19 protein-coding genes, 1 tRNA gene and 1 pseudogene are annotated in these 16,856 nt (G+C 45.1%); 15 read left to right on the top strand and 6 right to left on the bottom strand.

The annotated features are described in order from the left end of the window. The first annotated feature begins 65 nt into the window (after window positions 1-65). The 8 genes and pseudogenes from VX941_09225 to VX941_09190 all read left to right on the top strand — a co-directional run bounded on the left by VX941_09225 (window position 66) and on the right by VX941_09190 (window position 4,574). Entirely contained in the window at window positions 66-605 is a 540-nt protein-coding gene (locus VX941_09225) for a ubiquinol-cytochrome C chaperone family protein (protein MEE2933588.1), read from the top strand. A gap of 15 nt (window positions 606-620) precedes the next feature. Further along, complete coding sequence (locus tag VX941_09220; protein MEE2933587.1) at window positions 621-1,157, top strand: hypothetical protein; 537 nt, start codon at window positions 621-623, stop codon at window positions 1,155-1,157. Window positions 1,158-1,250: 93 nt separating this feature from the next. Next, window positions 1,251-1,448 (top strand): 50S ribosomal protein L32, encoded by a 198-nt coding sequence (rpmF, locus tag VX941_09215; protein ID MEE2933586.1) that lies wholly within the window; start codon window positions 1,251-1,253, stop codon window positions 1,446-1,448. 30 nt (window positions 1,449-1,478) lie between these two features. Beyond that, on the top strand, window positions 1,479-2,528 hold the full coding sequence (gene plsX / locus VX941_09210) for a phosphate acyltransferase PlsX (GenBank protein MEE2933585.1): 1,050 nt from the start codon (window positions 1,479-1,481) through the stop codon (window positions 2,526-2,528). Window position 2,529: 1 nt separating this feature from the next. After that, window positions 2,530-3,501 carry a beta-ketoacyl-ACP synthase III gene (locus VX941_09205; protein MEE2933584.1) on the top strand — a complete coding sequence of 324 codons (972 nt, stop codon included), beginning with the start codon at window positions 2,530-2,532 and terminating at the stop codon, window positions 3,499-3,501. A gap of 123 nt (window positions 3,502-3,624) precedes the next feature. After that, entirely contained in the window at window positions 3,625-3,978 is a 354-nt protein-coding gene (locus VX941_09200) for an integration host factor subunit alpha (GenBank protein ID MEE2933583.1), read from the top strand. After that, window positions 3,978-4,262 (top strand): annotated as a pseudogene (locus VX941_09195) (MerR family transcriptional regulator). Before VX941_09200 ends, VX941_09195 begins: the two are co-directional and overlap by 1 nt. A gap of 235 nt (window positions 4,263-4,497) precedes the next feature. Then, window positions 4,498-4,574: transfer RNA gene (locus tag VX941_09190), tRNA-Pro, on the top strand. Window positions 4,575-4,645: 71 nt separating this feature from the next. Here VX941_09190 and VX941_09185 read toward each other — a convergent pair. Beyond that, on the bottom strand, window positions 4,646-4,903 hold the full coding sequence (locus tag VX941_09185; GenBank protein ID MEE2933582.1) for a hypothetical protein: 258 nt from the start codon (window positions 4,901-4,903) through the stop codon (window positions 4,646-4,648). Between the two features lie 119 nt (window positions 4,904-5,022). Between VX941_09185 and cutA the strand changes: the two genes are divergently transcribed. After that, window positions 5,023-5,328: a divalent-cation tolerance protein CutA gene (cutA, locus tag VX941_09180; protein MEE2933581.1), complete on the top strand. Its 306-nt coding sequence runs from the start codon at window positions 5,023-5,025 to the stop codon at window positions 5,326-5,328. 127 nt (window positions 5,329-5,455) lie between these two features. Continuing rightward, the gene (locus VX941_09175) at window positions 5,456-6,325 is read left to right on the top strand and encodes a universal stress protein (GenBank protein ID MEE2933580.1); all 870 of its coding nucleotides are present in this window, start codon (window positions 5,456-5,458) and stop codon (window positions 6,323-6,325) included. A gap of 181 nt (window positions 6,326-6,506) precedes the next feature. Here the strand turns inward: VX941_09175 and nadC are convergent, their stop codons facing one another. From nadC to VX941_09155, 4 genes are all read right to left on the bottom strand, one after another. Continuing rightward, complete coding sequence (nadC, locus tag VX941_09170; GenBank protein ID MEE2933579.1) at window positions 6,507-7,373, bottom strand: carboxylating nicotinate-nucleotide diphosphorylase; 867 nt, start codon at window positions 7,371-7,373, stop codon at window positions 6,507-6,509. Window positions 7,374-7,396: 23 nt separating this feature from the next. Further along, window positions 7,397-8,398 carry a quinolinate synthase NadA gene (gene nadA / locus VX941_09165; GenBank protein ID MEE2933578.1) on the bottom strand — a complete coding sequence of 334 codons (1,002 nt, stop codon included), beginning with the start codon at window positions 8,396-8,398 and terminating at the stop codon, window positions 7,397-7,399. Between the two features lie 139 nt (window positions 8,399-8,537). Then, window positions 8,538-9,506 carry a hypothetical protein gene (locus VX941_09160; protein ID MEE2933577.1) on the bottom strand — a complete coding sequence of 323 codons (969 nt, stop codon included), beginning with the start codon at window positions 9,504-9,506 and terminating at the stop codon, window positions 8,538-8,540. 25 nt (window positions 9,507-9,531) lie between these two features. Next, window positions 9,532-9,963 (bottom strand): CoA-binding protein, encoded by a 432-nt coding sequence (locus tag VX941_09155; protein MEE2933576.1) that lies wholly within the window; start codon window positions 9,961-9,963, stop codon window positions 9,532-9,534. 646 nt (window positions 9,964-10,609) lie between these two features. On the opposite strand from VX941_09155, the gene rplM reads away from it, so the two are divergent. From rplM to argC, 4 genes are all read left to right on the top strand, one after another. Next, window positions 10,610-11,074, top strand: coding sequence for a 50S ribosomal protein L13 (rplM, locus tag VX941_09150; GenBank protein MEE2933575.1), 465 nt, complete (start codon window positions 10,610-10,612; stop codon window positions 11,072-11,074). Between the two features lie 140 nt (window positions 11,075-11,214). Next, window positions 11,215-11,658 carry a 30S ribosomal protein S9 gene (gene rpsI / locus VX941_09145; protein MEE2933574.1) on the top strand — a complete coding sequence of 148 codons (444 nt, stop codon included), beginning with the start codon at window positions 11,215-11,217 and terminating at the stop codon, window positions 11,656-11,658. A gap of 103 nt (window positions 11,659-11,761) precedes the next feature. Next, complete coding sequence (locus VX941_09140; GenBank protein MEE2933573.1) at window positions 11,762-12,061, top strand: hypothetical protein; 300 nt, start codon at window positions 11,762-11,764, stop codon at window positions 12,059-12,061. Between the two features lie 182 nt (window positions 12,062-12,243). Further along, on the top strand, window positions 12,244-13,326 hold the full coding sequence (argC, locus tag VX941_09135) for an N-acetyl-gamma-glutamyl-phosphate reductase (protein ID MEE2933572.1): 1,083 nt from the start codon (window positions 12,244-12,246) through the stop codon (window positions 13,324-13,326). An 11-nt stretch (window positions 13,327-13,337) separates the two neighbouring features. Here the strand turns inward: argC and phaC are convergent, their stop codons facing one another. After that, the gene (gene phaC, locus VX941_09130; protein ID MEE2933571.1) at window positions 13,338-15,146 is read right to left on the bottom strand and encodes a class I poly(R)-hydroxyalkanoic acid synthase; all 1,809 of its coding nucleotides are present in this window, start codon (window positions 15,144-15,146) and stop codon (window positions 13,338-13,340) included. 183 nt (window positions 15,147-15,329) lie between these two features. Here phaC and VX941_09125 point away from each other — a divergent pair, with 183 nt between their 5' ends. Continuing rightward, window positions 15,330-16,784 (top strand): OmpA family protein, encoded by a 1,455-nt coding sequence (locus tag VX941_09125; GenBank protein MEE2933570.1) that lies wholly within the window; start codon window positions 15,330-15,332, stop codon window positions 16,782-16,784. Window positions 16,785-16,856 lie beyond the last annotated feature (72 nt).

The following is a 16,856-nucleotide window of genomic DNA, read 5'->3' as shown; positions in this document are numbered from 1 at the left end:
TTTTATCCACTAAAATTGCCTGGGATATCACGTACAATCTACCAGTTTTTTACGAAAGTATATTCATGCTGAAAAAAATAAGGTCTCTATTTGGATCTGACACATTTGAGGTGCCCGCTCGTGCATTATACCATCGTATTGTCGAGCAAGCACGGCAACGTTTTTTATATGAAGAATTTGATGTGCCAGATACGGCTAATGGGCGTTTTGATATGATAGTTCTTCATTGCTACTGTGTTATGAGGCGGCTCAAGCAAACGCCAGAAGGTTTTAAATTATCACAAATGCTCGCAACTATTTTGATAGATGATCTTGATCGAAATCTTCGAGAAATGGGTGTTGGTGATTTGTCTGTGGGCAAGAAAGTAAAACGTATAGCCGAGGGTTTCTATGGAAGACTTGATGCTTACGACGAGGCTACCTCGAACGCCGGAACGGAAGATCTTAGCCGTGCTCTGGAGCGAAATGTATACTTTGGCCTCGAGGCTAAACCAGAAAAGGGAGTTGAGGCCTTAACAGATTATTTTCAGAAACAAATTGATAATATAGACGGGGCCACTATTGACCATTTATCCAAAGGACTTATCGATTTTTATTCCCCATAAGATAATATGTGCGATATGGATCATATTGTAGAATTTTCGCGCCCTGTAACCGCTGATAAAGTCGGGTTTGATTCGGTGTCATTGGAGTGCAAGGCGAAGGAGGATGAGTTAAAATCGTTGGTTGCCCGTTTCGATCTTGTTTCGTTGGAAAGTTTGATGTTCTCGCTAAAATTTAAACGAAGTGAGACGACCGGTATAATTGAGGCAGCCGGGCGGCTTGCCGCGGTGGGCTTTCAAAAGTGTGTAATTACCTTAGAACCGGTGGAATTTGAGCTTGACCAACCAATTTCATGGAGCTTTCTTGATAAGAGTAACGATGGACAGGAAGCTGATTTTGATAAAGAAATACTAGAATCAGCCGAATTAATTGAAAATAACCAAATAGATTTTGGGGAACTCGCAGCTCAACAGCTTGCCATTCTGCTTGATCCTTACCCTCGCGCACCTGGTGCAAAAATCCCTGCCGATGGTCTTTGGTTCGGAGAAATCGACGGGAATATCGATAGTAACAAACCATTTGCTGTGCTTAGCCAATTAAAGCATCAAAAGTAGGTTAGGTGTTTTGCTTGCTGTTCGGGCAATCTTTCTGTATGACACCGAGCAGTCTAAGCGATCTAACATATCACCATTTGAAAGGGAACTCGCATGGCTGTTCCTAAAAGTAAGATTTCGAAGTCCAGACGTAACATGCGTCGTGCGCATGATGCACTGAGAGCCGCTTCGTTTAACGAATGCCCTAATTGTGGGGAGCTCAAGAGGCCTCATCACGTTTGCGGTGCTTGTGGCCACTACGACGGTCGAGAAGTCGTCGAGCCTGGTGAAACTTGGCCTGCTAACGCTTAGGGAGCCGGCCCAAGCCGGGTTGTTGAGTCCGTGGCAAATGATCTCGTAATTTCTTTGGATACAATGGGCGGTGATAAAGCTCCTGAAATGATTATTCGTGGGGCCTCAATCGCTCGGGTACGCATGCCAGAAGTGCATTTTTTAATGGTAGGGGATGAATCTCGTATAGCCCCGTTACTAGAAAAGGATCCGGATTTGGCGGCAGTAAGTTCAATACGCCATACAGAGGATGTAATCTCTAGCGGAGAAAAGCCATCAGTGGCATTGCGATCTGGAAAAAATTCGAGTATGCGCCTTGCAATCAATGCGGTTGCTAATGGGGAAGCGGCGTCGGTGGTTTCTGCGGGTAACACCGGGGCTTTAATGGCAATTTCAAAGTTCGTTCTTAAAACGTTGCCTGGCATCGATCGGCCCGCAATTACTGCATTCTACCCCACCCAACAGGGTGAGGCATGTATGTTGGACTTGGGTGCCAACTTGCAATGCGACGCCAAAAACCTCGTTCAGTTTGCAGTGATGGGAGAGGTTTTCGCCCGTACGGTGCTTGGTATCCGAACACCGACGATCGGTCTACTCAATGTTGGCGTCGAAGAATTGAAGGGACATGAGGAAATTAGAGAAGCATCTGCAATTTTGCGCTCAACTGATTTGCCCGGGGAATTTGTTGGTTTCGTGGAGGGTGATGACATCGCGGCTGGCACAGTCGACGTCGTGGTTACTGATGGTTTTACCGGAAATGTGGCGCTGAAGACCGCTGAAGGAATGATTAAGTTGTACGCGGGATTCTTGAAGGATGCTTTCCGAGGTAGCCTTATTTCCCGGCTTGGTTATTTGCTAGCGAAGCGAGAAATAACTAATCTCCGCACACGAACGGACCCCCGTCGCTATAACGGAGCGATGTTGCTTGGGCTAAATGGCATTGTGGTAAAAAGTCATGGCGGTACAGATGGTTTCGGATTTGCCAGCGCTATTGAAGTTGCCGCTGATATGGCTACGCACCAGTTCCTACAGAAGATAACCGATGACATAGATCTTCTTGGCGAGGACTATGCTCAAGCCAACAAAAAAGTGACCAATTAGTATGCGACGGTCTGTTTTTTTGGGGTGTGGGTCATATCTCCCAGATAAAATCCTCACAAATGACGACTTGGCAAACGATCTCGATACATCGGATGAGTGGATCTCTAAACGGACGGGTATTAGGCAGCGCCATATTGTTGCTGAAGGCCAATTAACGTCTGATTTAGGCGTGGAAGCTTCTAGGAGGGCGATGGCGAATGCAGGTGTCACCCCCGATGATATTGACCTTATCGTTTTAGCGACGGTAACACCTGATAATACGTTTCCGTCCACTGCTACGCATATTCAGTCAAAACTCGGGGTTAAAAGAGGAGTGGCATTTGACGTTCAAGCGGCATGTTCTGGCTTTATCTATGCACTGAACACCGCAGATAATATGATAAGGCTTGGTCAAGCCAGTAAAGCTCTTCTTGTGGGCTCTGAGACCTTTAGCCGCATAGTTGATTGGGAAGATCGAAGCACATGCGTTTTGTTTGGCGATGGAGCTGGTGCAGTTGTGCTCGGTGCTGAAGATAACAATGGGAGCAACGAGGACCGTGGAGTGCTATCAACCCATATACATTCTGATGGCGACTATTATAAATTGTTGTGGACAAATGGCGGGCCATCAACCAATGGCCAGGCGGGTTATATTGAGATGGACGGCGCTGATGTTTTTAAACACGCGGTATTGAGAATGGCAGAGACCGTTCAGGAATCACTTACTGAAAACGATCTAGATATTTCCGATGTTGATTGGTTGGTTCCACATCAAGCAAATATAAGAATTATGGATAGCGTTGCAAAAAAACTTTCAATTGATAAGTCAAAGGTTGTTGTAACTGTCGATCAGCATGCTAACACCTCTGCAGCGACTATTCCCATGGCGCTTGCTGATGCGCAATCTCGGCAATGCTTTTCTCCGGGAGATCTAATATCGCTAACAGCTATGGGGGGAGGATTCACATGGGGTTCCGCTCTAATACGCTGGTAGAGTCGGTAGCCGCTGTTTGGTGCAGTTTGAAAGCTAACTATTTTCCTCATATTCTAAGCAATTGACTGAGAGTGCGCTGCTGGTTACGCTATAGATGGAAACAGATTGCGATGGGGAAATATGATGACCGATGACACAGTCACACGAGCGCAATTAAGCGAGGCCGTTTATCAGGGAATTGGTTTGTCAAGGAATGAATCTTCCGATCTTGTAGAGTCTGTTTTAGAGGAAATAACAGATGCTTTACTGCGAGACGAGATGGTGAAAATATCGTCATTTGGTAGTTTCTTTGTTAGGCAGAAGGGTCAAAGAATTGGCCGGAACCCCAAGACTGGGGAAGAGGTGCCAATCCTACCAAGGCGAGTCCTTGTCTTCCGTCCTAGCCATGTGCTTAAGGGGCGTATTAACGACGGATATGAAAAGCGCTCGGGCCAAGGTGTCCCTGTAAGCGGCCTCACGGATGGTTCTAGTTCGTGATGGCATATCAAACCGCCGAAACCAAATCGGGTGATGCCTTCAGGACTATTAGTGAGGTATCGACCTCTTTAGATATACCTCAACACGTTTTGAGATTCTGGGAAACGAAATTCTCGCAGGTAAAACCGATGAAACGGGCTGGAGGGCGTCGCTATTACCGTCCTGGTGATATAGTTCTCCTTGGAGCTATACGTTCGTTGTTATACGATGAAGGATACACCATTAGAGGCGTACAAAAAATTCTGAGAGAAAAGGGCGTACGTTGTTTGGTCGGAGAGAAGGTTGCCGATAATGAGAACGACAATAAAGACCGTGCTTTAGCCAACGCTAGTGCATCAACAGAGACCGATACCGGTGAGGCGACTGTTGTCAACGCGGCCACACACCGTGAGTTATCCTCCATACTAAAGGAATTGCACTCACTTGAAAGCGAACTGCGTCGATAAATTTCAATATTCATTGCTGTGAAGAAAAGCTAGCGATATGGTGCTAATGTAGGGATTTTATACTCACTACGTTCGGGGCGTGGCGCAGTCTGGTAGCGCATTCGACTGGGGGTCGAAAGGTCGTAGGTTCAAGTCCTACCGCCCCGACCAGTCAAAATAGTGTGAAAATCGAGATCTTAGAGGTGCATTGGCACTGCTCCGAACGATCTTACAAACAGTAGTTACTTGGTTACAATCTGCCGACCTTCATCGGTCAATTTGCAGACTAACCAATCCGGTTTTATTGGATTATCGAACCATGGAGAGGCCCAGCCTTTGTTGATACAACTTTTTATTGTCCGTTCGCTCACTTTTTGGCCAAGTCCATCAAATAACGGTAATTTTCCGCCAGGTTGCTCTAAACCACGCTTCAACCATTCTAATTGACCGGGTGTCGGTCTGCTTGGTTTTGGGCACGTTACTATTTTTTTTGGTGCCATTTTTTTGGATTCTTCCGTGTGATCCCCATAATTGTACCCTTGTTTTTATACGATATTAACATAACGTCGGCAGAAGTTAGAAAAGAAATATCTTTGGGGGATGGCGGATGAGTTTTTGTATGGTTTATGTAACGGCAAACAACCAGGAGGAGGCTGAGAAGATTGCATTTACGGTGGTAGAGGAAAATCTTGCCGCTTGTGCCAATGTATTGGGTCCAATGATTTCAATTTTTTCTTGGAAAGGAGACTTGCAACGTGAGGAAGAGGTCGCAATGTTATTGAAAACTACGGAAAAGAACGTTGCCCGCCTTACTAAAAGAATAACTACGTTACATTCATATGATTGTCCCTGCGTATTGGCATGGCCCATTCAGTATGGCAATAGCGATTTCTTGGATTGGCTTAAAACTGAGACGGGTGGTTAATGAAACTCTCGTTGAGTGATACCTTTCAGTGACCATAAATTCGTACTTCTCAGTGACCAGAAAAGGGGAATAAGGTACATTAGAAAAAAGGGTCTGTTATTTATCAATATAAGGGGGGTCAGCCGCGATGACGATGAAAACGGTGTTGGTGCCGATTGAGGAAAGTGAGGGACTTGAATCAATACTTGAAACCGCGCTTTTTACAGCAAAGATATTTGGTAGTTATATCGAAGGTCTCTATTATCAGCCAACCGCAGCGAGCACGATGGTGGTGGCGGGTGAGGGGTTGGTAGTAACTACCCCAGAATTGGTTGAGAGCGTAGAGCAACGAGATCGGGACAGGCGTGAACAAGTCCATAAGTTTTTTACAGATTTTATGAAGAGTAGGGGGATCCCGGTCGGGCCTGCGGCTTCGCCGCAAGGCCCAGTTCAAGCGAATTGGGTAGAGGAAGATTCTCCAAATTCCGAAATAGTGGGAAGCCGAAGCCGTGTATTTGATATCACCGCTGTAGCCAGGCCTACGAAAGGAGCAAATATTGCTGCAATGAGTATACTGGAGGCAGCGCTGTTTGAGGGAGGTAAACCAATTTTGATCGCACCGCCGAATGTGCCAGACCAGCTAGGTAAACACATAGCGATAGCTTGGAATGGCTCCACAGAAACAGCACGAACGATTGCATTTAGCATGCCTTTTATCAACCGGGCTAAACGGGTCACGATCATTACTATCGAGGACTTTGGTGTCCCTGGCCCGAGTGCCGGTGAACTCGCGCGGCAAATGGAGCGTAATGGTATAGAAATAGAAACGGACACTAAGCATGTTGACAGATCAAAGGACAGTCCTGGTAAAGTATTTCTGGATGAAGCCGAAGAAATAGGCGCAGATTTACTCGTTAAAGGTGCCTACACTCAGAGCCGTATCAGGCAAATGATATTCGGAGGCGCAACCGATTATATTCTTTGGAATTCCCAAATTCCTGTTTTAATGGCTAATTAAGTCCGCATGGGGCCCAAAGATTGGTTATCTGCGATTAAAGAGCGATAAAGCATGGTGTCATATGTTTTTATTTGGAGTAGGCGGTAGAAAAATTCTATTGGATGGTCGTAATAGAAGTTGTGTAGCTGGGAGCTACGTCGCTCAGTACTATCTGATAATCATAGAAACCTGAAATTAAGGATCAGCTTCCAAAATCGAGGCCGATGTCAAGTGAAGTGGTACTGTGCGTGAGTGCGCCTGAGGAAATTAGATCCACCCCCGTTGCTGCAAAATCAGCAATGTTATCTTTAGTAACTCCGCCAGAAATTTCTATTAACATCCGGTTGTCAATTTTCTTAACTGCTTCAGCAATTTTTGCTGGTGCAAAGTTATCTAACATTACGACATCAGCGCCATTAGGGTGCATTTGCAAGACTGCATCCAGCTGTTCAAGGGTATCTACTTCAACTTCGATCTTCACAAGATGACCGGCATTGGCCCTAGCCCTTTGAATGGCATTAATTACACCGCCTGCAGATAAAACATGGTTATCTTTTATCAACATGGCATCATCCAAGCCAAATCTATGATTCGTGCCACCGCCAACTCGTATTGCATATTTTTCAATTACGCGATGCCCAGGCGTAGTTTTTCGTGTGCATACAATGCTTGCGCGATAGTCTTTTACTGCCTTCACCATTTCAGCGGTGGCCGTTGCAATACCTGATAGCCGGCACAAAAAATTCAGAGCGGTTCTTTCTCCCATTAGCAATGTACGAGTAAGACCTGCAACCGTAGCAATCTTGTCACCCGGTGCTACGGTTGTCCCATCTTCCACATGCTTGTTAAAGCTAGTGGTAGCGTCAAGTAGTTGGAATACCGATTTTACAACCCCGAGACCCGCGACAACTCCTTTCTCACGGGCTATGAAAGCGGCTTCGCTAACTGCCCCAATGTCAATGATGGCATCTGTTGTAATATCGCCTGCACGTCCCAAGTCTTCCTCTAAGGCGCACCGAACCAGCTGCTCAAATATTAGGGATGGAAGTGGAGGAGGGGGGCTTTCCATCGGCGTTCCGGGTCTTTCTGATTTCAACTGAGCTCAAGCATACGTTCCACAGAACGTCGAGCATCAACGGCAACACCCGGATCAACCTCTATCTCAGGCGACAACGTCTTAAGCGCCTCTAAAATTCCTGGGAGAGTTATGCGTTTCATGTGTGGGCACAAATTGCATGGCCGTATGAACTCTACATCTGGATATTCCGCTGCTACATTATCACTCATAGAACACTCGGTAACCATCATCACTTTGGGTGGTCTCTGTTGGCCAACATAATCAATCATACCTGCAGTGGAGCCAACAAAGTCAGCTGCGGCGAGCACGTCCGGCGGACACTCTGGATGTGCGATAACGACTAAGCCTTCGAAATTTTTACGGTATCCATTTATTTCTTCAGCTGTAAAACGTTCATGAACTTCGCAATGCCCTTTCCATGCAATTATTTCTACCTTGTCTGTTTGGCTTGCAATGTATTTGGCGAGATATTCATCCGGTATACATATAACTTTGTCTACACCCAATCCTTCTACCACCTTTACCGCATTGCCAGATGTGCAACAAACATCAGACTCCGCTTTCACTTCAGCTGATGTGTTTACATAAGTAACGATTGGAATACCGGGATATTTTTCTTTTAAAAGGCGTACATCAGCACCAGTGATTGAATCCGCTAGCGAGCACCCAGAGAGCATATCAGGCAATAATACCGTCTTGTTTGGATTTAATAGCTTGGCTGTTTCGGCCATAAAGTGGACACCGCATAAAACAATAACTTCAGCCTCGACATTGACCGCCTCTCTCGCAAGGGCGAGAGAGTCACCAACGATATCTCCTACACAATGAAATATCTCTGGTGTTTGGTAATTATGCGCCAGTATTACGGCATTACGTCGTTTTTTGAGTTCGTTTATTGCTTCTATGTAAGGAGCATGAAATGGCCATTCGACTTCAGGTATGACCGTTCTTACTCGATCGTATATTCCTGCTGTCGCTAAGGCGACTTCGGGCGTGTAATCTAACTCTGCTCTCATATCTAAAATTTTACTCGGATAAAAATATTAAATATAGTCAAATTGAGTATATATATAGTATATAATGGTCGGTCCCAATTAGCAATAGGCGAAATTCTGTTATACCTATGCCTGCGATTATTATAAAACGCGCGTTAGTTTATGGTGATTGGCGAACTGGGAGCCCGACACCCGGTTGAGAGCGTTCACGAACGGCATCTCGCCGAAATTGAAATAAGGCAGCAGGTCGACCTCTGCTCTCCGTATCCAGTTTGCCGGTTTGTTCAACTAACCTATTGTTTGTGACAAGGCGGCGAAAATTTTGCTTATGTAGTCGAACACCAGATAAAGCTTCAACCACATTTTGCAGCTTAAGCAGTGTGAAGGTTGGCGCCAATAACTCGAAAACTAACGGTCTATATTTTATTTTCCCCCGGACACGTGCAAGTGCTGTTGCTAGCATTCGCCGGTGGTCAAGAGCAAAAGAACGTCCAACACCAGCTTCGGTTTTTTTGAGTACCGCATCACGTTTGGCTTCTACTACCAGTCCTGCCTCATATAGAAGCTCATATCGATCTAAAACTCTTTCAATATCCCAACGTGAGTCAGTTGTCGCAAATGCAATTGAGGTGCGTTCAGCTCTCTGTGCTTGCTCTTCTGGTTCGGCCATAATCCATTGTTCGAGAGCAGGAAAAATAAATTGGTCTAGTAGTGGTGGTCGACCGCTTCGCCAATCCTCCCAGGGTAAAAAATCATAACAATTCACCCATTCAGCATCTTTGGTTCTGAAAGGTGAGTTTTCTCTTACCAATGCAAGATAACCAATCGAGACCACCCTCGATCCATCAGCTCTCTCGCGGGGATCACGGTTACGATCACCAAAAGTATAAAGTTGTTCCACGTACCCAAGGCTCAGGCCGGTTTGTTCTTCTACCCACTCCCGAAGACCTAATTCAAGTGTCCTGTGTCTATTTGGTTCAAATGGACCGAACGGAAGCGCTGTGGGGCGATCTTCGGCGGGCGCATATTCGGATAGTACGCCCTTATGAACGGTTAATACTCTCGGTGCACCCTCGGTAACGGCCATAATAACAGCATTAAGTCCGATGTTTATATCCAAAGCTACCATACAGTTATCACTCTTTGCTCTCCGATCAAATTTTTAAGCGAGGTATCTCAATTTTCGGACATCTGTCCATTATGACCGGTATACCGGCAGCTGTGGCGCGTTTTGCCGCCTCTTGGTTTACGACACCAATTTGCATCCATATAGCTTTTGCATCTACAGCAATCGCCGCATCAATTATTTGTCCGACTTCATCAGGTTTGCGAAAGATATCGACCATATCTATTGGCGTGGTAATTTCAGAAAGACTTCCAAAAACGAGCTCTCCCAAGATTTCTTTGCCGGTTTTGAATGGATTTACCGGAATTACCTGATAACCCTGCATTTTTAAATATTTCATCACGGCATAACTCGGTCTATCTGGCTTGTCGCTCGCACCTATCAACGCGATTGTACGTGTGGTCTTAAGAATTCTTTTTATAACCACATCCGAGGTAGAATTGGATTCTGACAAGGGCATCATGTCAGGTATTCCGGCCTGACCTCGTCTGGTGCAGCCGTATTTACCGTACGCGACGATCTATAGAATTCTCGTATCATGTCTGCCTTATAATGGAATGTTGCTAATATAGCTTGTTCGTCTTCAAGTTGGCACATTTGATTTTAATTACGCTTCAAATTAAATTCTTCATCGATAATCTCAACAAGAAGTATTCCAAATTCTTGTCTGGCTCAATTAGTTTCAAAAGCTATCAATGGGCAGAGAATAAGATGCTAGGGAGCACGACCGAGCTGCTCGAAAACTTAAAAATAAGCTTTAGGGCGCCAATCCGCTTTGATTAGAAAGGCAATGGGCCTTAAGTGATCCTTATGCGGAACTCAATTGTGCCTACTTGTCGCTCATATCAAAACTTTTGATTTTGCGATCTGTATTTTATCTCACAATTATTGGTCAGGGAAAGGTAAACGCCTTTTTTCGCCACTGATATCTGTCAATAACAAGTTATGCACCAAAACGTCGTAAGTAAAAGACGCGGTATCTGAATACCGTCTTGCATTTGTATGATTTTATTTAATAAAATTAACATAAGGTTTATTGACACTGGGTCTTCTTTTGTCCTATGTACTGCCGGAAATCGGTGTTTTTAGCCTGTCGGAAACAAACTATGAAAACATACTCAATGAAACCTGCCGAGGTTGAAAAAAAATGGTTTTTGGTCAACGCTGAGGGATTAGTTCTTGGCCGAATGGCGTCTATAATAGCAAATATTTTGCGAGGAAAACATAAGGCGAGTTATACGCCACACGTGGATTGTGGAGATAACGTAATAGTCATCAATGCTGAAAAAGTGGCAATGACTGGCAAGAAAAAGAACAACAAGGTTTATTTTCGTCACACAGGTTACCCGGGCGGCATAAAGTCAGAGACACCGGAAGAAATTTTTGCGGGTAAAAACCCCGGCAAGGTTGTGGTAAAAGCAGTTCAGCGGATGGTACCAAGCGGTTCTTTGGGCAGGACACAACTTTCAAATCTTAAAGTTTATGCTGGAGCAGAACACCCCCACGATGCGCAAAAGCCGCAGGAGCTAGACATTGCTTCTATGAACAACAAAAATAAACGGAGTTCTTAGGCATGGCTGATGATTTAGAAAAGCAGGAGGCACCAGCTTCTGATATGCCTGTTGCAGGCCTAAGTGCTGGGTCGAAGTTGGTTAAAACGGAAAGTGGAACTGGATCTAAAATTGATGACCTCTCTGCTCTCGCTGACGCAGTGGGTAATGAGAAATCTTTAGATATTAGTGAGCCTGCAGTACCCCAGCTAGACGAGCAAGGGCGTGCTTATGCTACAGGTAAGCGTAAAAATGCTGTAGCACGGGTATGGATAAAGCCTGGTAGTGGAGTGGTAAAGGTGAATGGTCGTGAAATTGAGAGATATTTCGCTCGCCCAGTTTTAAGAATGGTTATTGATCAGCCTTTTCAGGCGGCTGCTCGTCATAATCAGTATGATGTGACGTGCACAGTTACCGGCGGTGGACTCTCGGGGCAAGCTGGCGCCGTTCGTCATGGGATTTCGAAAGCGCTGGTTAATTTTGAACCCACACTACGTCCAACCTTGAAACAAGGTGGCTTTTTAACTCGGGACTCCCGGGTTGTTGAGCGGAAAAAATATGGAAAACGTAAGGCAAGACGGTCTTTCCAATTCTCTAAACGGTAAAGGGCGTCATCTAGTAAATAATCGGAAAAAGGTGCCGATTGTTTTATGGGTTGCTTGTTCTTGTGGTTGGTGCACACACACGAATAAGTCTGTCATTTGAGCTATGAAAAAAATTATTCTTGATTTGGAACGATATTTGTCATGGCGATCATCGGACCGTGATGTAGAACTTAAGGTTACCAATGGTGATAACGTAGTTTTGACTATCTCACCGGATGGTCACGATGCGGAGTCAATGTATCTGGGAAATGGAGGCGCCAGTGCATTGGTGAAAGCGGGGGAATGGTTTACCCTAGAGACTATTGGCATAAGATCTGAGGTTTGTTTTAACAAAGATGATTTCAGGGAAACAGTTGCTGCAGCCGACTGGGTGCCTATTCCCCGGGCTTCAAAAAATTCATAGAGGGAAAAAAATCATATATTATTTAGGACAATGATTTTGGCGTACGTGGCCGTGAATATTGGTATTGCCCCTTGTGTTGTTAGAAAAACACCTTCTTGCCTTTCATTCCATTAAATATTAGGTAAAAGTCCGAATTAAGCTAGAGGTCTGAATAAAGATTTGCTGCATACGGTTAATGGAACATGGCATTCACAACTAAAATAAATAAAGCCGGTTCGACACCCCCTATCTCAGTTGGTATATTGGGTGCTTCGGGTTATACGGGCGCCGAGCTGATACGCTTGGTGTATAATCATGATGTAATGGAAATAAAGTTTGTAACTGCTGACCGGCATTCGGGCAAAACGATAGCGTCGGTATTTCCGCACCTTGCTCATCTCTCATTGCCAGATCTGGTTTCTATCAGTGAGATAGATGTTTCTGTAGCGGATGCGATATTCTGCGCCTTACCTCATGGTACGACACAAGAGGTAATAAGTACATTTTTGAAGAATTACCCAGAGAAAAAAATTGTCGATCTGTCAGCTGATTTTCGATTAAGAGACGTTAACCTTTATGCTAGATGGTATGGGCATTCCCATCAAGCGCCTGATCTTCAAGCTGAAGCAGTATACGGGCTAACTGAAATCTATCGTGCTTCCATTCGTAATAGTCGACTCTGTGCCAATCCGGGGTGCTATACAACCACTGCAGAGTTACCGCTTATTCCGCTTCTTGAAGAAGGTCTTATAGCCAAGGATGACATTATAATTGATGCAAAATCAGGTGTCAGCGGCGCAGGGCGTTCGGAAAAACAGGCAAATCTGCATACGGAAGTGAGTGAGGGAACAAATGCCTATGGTATAGGTGCTCACCGTCATGCCCCTGAAATTGACCAAGAGCTTAGCAGAGCCGCTAATAGTCAAGTGTTAGTATCATTCACGCCCCACCTAATACCGATGAACAGGGGAATACTTGCCACTATCTATGTTCGGCTCACAGGTAAAGCGACGGCGAAAGATCTTCGTGCTTGCTTAAAAAACCGCTATTCAGGAGAACCTTTTGTTCACGTGCTTCAGGACGGTGCCCCTTCAACACGCGATGTTAGGGGTTCTAATCGGTGTCATATGAGCGTTAGTAATGACCGATTGCCCGGTCGTGCCATAATAGTGTCAGTAACCGACAACTTAGTGAAGGGTGCAGCAGGTCAGGCAATTCAAAATATGAATGTGATGTGTGGCTTGCCTGAAACCATGGGGCTCGACCAATTAACTTTATTTCCTTAGAAACGTCTTTTTTAGTCGGCCTTTGTCAGAACATAAGAGCCAGGCGCATCCTCGATAACATCAAGAGCTCCTTCCCCAGGAATACGCGCTTCAATTTCGACGCCGCTAAATGTTTTTAACCATTTGGCCCACTCTGGCCACCAGGAGCCGGGACACTCGGTAGCATCTTTCAGCCAAGCCTCTGGAGTTTCGGGATTTTTAGGGTTCGACCAATACGAATATTTAGCTGCACACGGAGGATTAATAACTCCTGCGATATGCCCGGAAGTTGCGAGGCAGAACCTCGTCGGGCCTTTGAAGATTCGCATGGCCGCGTATGTAGATTTCCATGGTGCTATATGATCATCCTGGGCAGATAGAATAAAGCAAGGGGTCTTAATTTGTGCCAGATCAATCGGCGTATCACAAAAATTGAGTGCATCTTTTTTGATTAATTTGTTTTCCAAATACATTTTACGCAGATAAAAACTATGCATTGCTGCCGGCATACGAGTGCTATCTGAGTTCCAAAAAAGCAGATCAAATGGGAACGGGTCACGTCCCATCAAGTAGTTGTTAATGACGAAAGACCAAATTAAATCGTTAGCTCGTAGCATATTAAATGTAGCTGCCATCTCTGTTCCTTTAAGATAGCCCTGAGCATTCATTTTTGTCTCAAGTTGGGAAAGCTGTTCTTCATCAATAAAGATACCCAATTCGCCAGCTCGCTCAAAATCAACCATCGTCGTGAAAAATGTTGCAGATTTTATGGATAGCGTTAATTTTTTGTTTTTTCTTTCCATAAGCGCCAATGTTGCGGCGAGTAGCGTTCCTCCGAGGCAATAACCGATCACATTGATGCCTGTTTCCCCAGTGGCTTTTTGTATAGCTTCCAGGCATGCTAGAGGGCCTTTTGTGATATAATCCTCGAAAGTCTTTTCAGACAATTTTTCGTCTGGGTTGACCCACGAAACCATAAAAATTGTTAACCCCTGACTAATTGCCCATTTTACGAATGAATTCTTTTCTTGCAGGTCTAATATGTAATATTTGTTAATCCACGGAGGTATTATTAGGAGCGGTGTTTTGCTGACTGTCGGCGTTGTGGGGTTGTACTGGATGAGTTGCAACAGTTCATTTTGATAGACTACCTTCCCGGGACTGGTCGCTAAATCCTTTCCGACCTCAAAGGCATTTTCCTCAACCATTTTAATCCGCAGCTGATCTTCACTATTCTCTATATCCTCTATTAGGTTGTCTAGCCCATGGACTAGGTTTTGACCTCCACGCTCGATTGTTTCCCTCAGCACCTTAGGGTTGGTCATTACAAAATTGGTTGGAGCCATCGCATCAGCAAATTGACGTGTATAAAAATCCAATTTCTGCATTGTTTTTTCATCAAGGCCGTCAGTATTTTTGACAGTATCTTGCATCCAACGCGCAGTGAGCAAATACGACTGTTTTATGAAGTCAAAAACAATATTTTCATGCCAATCGTTGTCACGGAAACGAAAGTCACTTTGAGATGGGATAATCGTTGGTTCAGTATTTTTTCCAGCAATTTTGTCAGCGGTATTTTGCCAAAGGACCATTTGTTTTTGCCAGAGTGCGAGCTGGTTTTGTGCCAATTTAACTGGATTGTTCATGACTTGGCGGGTGAATTCTATAAAGGCATGGCTGACATTTAGGGGATCTGCAAATTGTTCTTTATAACCCTTGGCTTGCTGACGCCGCACGAGCTCAGCTACGATTTTTTGACTTTTAGAGGCTATATCTATCCAAACTCGTGAGTATTCGACCGGGTCTGGTGCCTTTCGTTCGTTGCCTGATTGATCACCCATGATTTTTTGCCTATACTTGGTCTACATTTTGCATTTAATTTTAGACGATAAGTTATTACTTTTATATTTACTTATCAGAGACGCTAATTTCCTTTCAATGTCTACCTTACACCATTGAATTCGTAAGGTCAGGCACTGATATGGTATCTATGCAAAAAGACTTGTTTAGGAAGGTTAAAGCGAGTGATTAGATCAATAAGTGCTAGTGCCTTCTGTGTCGAGCAACTGCTTTGCCAGCTTCGGGTTTGCACAGCTATTGTAATGGGGGCAATGCTGGGGGCCTGTAGCACAATGGATGCCGTCAGTGATGGGGTGGTAGATGCGGCTACGATGATTAATCCCTTAAACTGGATTGATGACGAAGATGAAAAGGTCGAAGGAAAAACCTATTTAACAAGCAAAAAAAATACAGGTGAAGCGAAAGATCTTGAAGAGGTGGAAACAAAAGTTCCTAAACTGAATGGTAAGACTGATTCAAGACGCAAATCGAGGTCTGCGAAAAACCCTTCAAGCATGCTGTATGGTGATAATCGGCTGGACAAAAGTTATCCAAAGCTTGGTAATATTCCAGACCGGCCCACAAGCGAGGCAGCTTTAATACGCCGGATCCAGCACAAAAAGCTCGCAGATGGCTTGGTTGCTGACAGTGAAAATGCTCAGTATACCGATAAAGTACTTAGAGCATCTTCAGCTGTTACTCCACCTCCGCCAAATGCGGCGCCAGTATCCGAAGTTGAAGCCCAGAGAGTGAGCGCTCCGAAATTGAACGTTACGCCAAATAGCGCGAAAAAGTCAGATCTTGCCTCGCCGCAGAAGGTATTGAGTAGCCCAGGCCGTGCAAACGCTCTGACAACAGAAACAGCTAAGGTTCAGGCACCGCGACCCATAGCGTCGCCTGCCGTGATAAAGGGTGGTACTTCAGATGGCACGGTATCGCCGCCGGGTATTGCTAATAAAAAAAGGCCACTGAATGCATCATTAAATTCGAAAAAATCCCAAACTCCAGTGCCTGGGATAGTGCCTCCGCCTCCGCCTCCAACAGCATATCAAAGAGATTCTGAAAAACAGTTTGCAACGCCTGTGGGCAGGCCGCGTGTTGTTGCTGAAGTGCCAAAGGTGGCACATCGTAAATCCGACCCACCGCCATCCCCACCTGCTCTGACTGAGCGACCCTCCACTGTTCAAGCTCCCTCAAAAGCTGTGGCTCAGGAAATTGGAAATGAAAATACAGGTTTGGTTGAAACGAGCATGCCCTTGAGTAGGGTCCCTCAAACGGTTCAGGTCGCAACGATTTATTTTGATAATGGATCATCTCGGCTTCAAGCTAGAGATCGTGCAGTCGTGCATGATGTTGTAGCGATGTTTGAGGAGACCGGCGGCGCTATCAGGATAGTTGGGCATTCTAGCGGAATAACTGCAAGCAGGAACTCAGGGCGCGGCAAATTAGTTAATTTCAAAGTGTCGCTCGATCGTGCAAACTCCGTAGCTGCGGAGTTAGTTAGAAATGGAGTTCCAGCGAAATATATTGACGTGGTAGCTCACGGTGCAGATAGTCCAGTCTATGCCGAATATTCCCCAAATGGTGCGGCTGGAAATCGCCGCGCGGAGGTTTATTTACAATATGTTAGTGGTATGTAGGCATTCGTAAGTAAATTGTATGTCGACGACGTAAGAGTTCAGGGTTACATGAGTAGCACACTGGCGCTATTT

It is taken from the genome of Pseudomonadota bacterium (genome assembly GCA_036339585.1).
In the GTDB taxonomy this organism is placed as follows: Bacteria; Pseudomonadota; Alphaproteobacteria; order UBA8366; family UBA8366; genus UBA8366.
Note: the sequence above shows the minus strand (reverse complement) of the source record. Positions and strands in the feature narration are given on the sequence as shown.